At 70.7% G+C, this 817-nt stretch carries 1 protein-coding gene; it reads right to left on the reverse strand.

Annotation, left to right across the window (positions count from 1 at the left end; all coding sequences use genetic code 11):
- Positions 1–6 precede the first annotated feature (6 nt).
- Entirely contained in the window at positions 7–594 is a 588-nt protein-coding gene (locus V1457_RS03510) for a type VII secretion system-associated protein (protein ID WP_200068566.1), read from the reverse strand.
- Between the last annotated feature and the right edge of the window lie 223 nt (positions 595–817).

The following is an 817-nucleotide window of genomic DNA, read 5'->3' on the forward strand; positions in this document are numbered from 1 at the left end:
GCCCGTTCAGTCCTGCTCGGGCGGCTCGAACGGGTTCCCACCCGGGATCCGAGCACCGGATTCGACGTCGGCGACGGCGCCTTTCAGCGAACTCGCCAACACCCGCATCGACGCCGGCGCGCCAGGGTTCAGCAGCACGTCGACGCCCTCACCGGGCAGCGAGTCGGCCAGATCCTTGGCGGTGATCTCCTGCCAAGCAGCCACCTCGACCCGGTGGGCGTGCACGGGTGACGTCGCGACCAGCACCGAAGGCACGTCGTCCGGGGACGGTGCGACGACCGCGCTGCCCTGCTCGTCGAGGGCGATCCCGAACAGCGCGTCCCGCATGACCGCCAACAGCTCGTCGCCGTCGTACGCACCGTCGATCAGCAGCTGCAACGCCGCGTCCACCGGGTCGGTCGGCGAATTCTCCCGGGTAGGCAGGTAGTAGGGGTTCGCCCGGAACGGCCCGGTGGTTCCGTCCGGTTCGAGGTACCAGGCGCCGAGGACCGCTTCGAGGGGCGCGTTCTGCTCATCCGACTCGGGTCGCCAGGCGGGGTCGAGGACGAAGGCCCACTGCGCCTCGCCGGCTTCCGCGGATTCGTCGGTGGTCATGGGAATTCCTTGTCCATTGCGGAACGCTGTCGCGCAGCGCTGGTGGTTCCATTATTGCGCGTACTCGTGGCTTCGGATCCGGTACGGACCGGGTCGCCCGAGGTCGTGGACACCGGCGGCGACGCGGGCTCCGCGGCAGGTGCCGACCCGGCGGGGACCGGCGCGGCCGGACATCTGGTGGAATTCGGGCACTCGCGGCGCGGCCGGAAGGCGAGGTGCGGCC

It is taken from the genome of Saccharopolyspora sp. SCSIO 74807, from assembly GCF_037023755.1.
Taxonomy (GTDB): Bacteria; Actinomycetota; Actinomycetes; order Mycobacteriales; family Pseudonocardiaceae; genus Saccharopolyspora_C; species Saccharopolyspora_C galaxeae.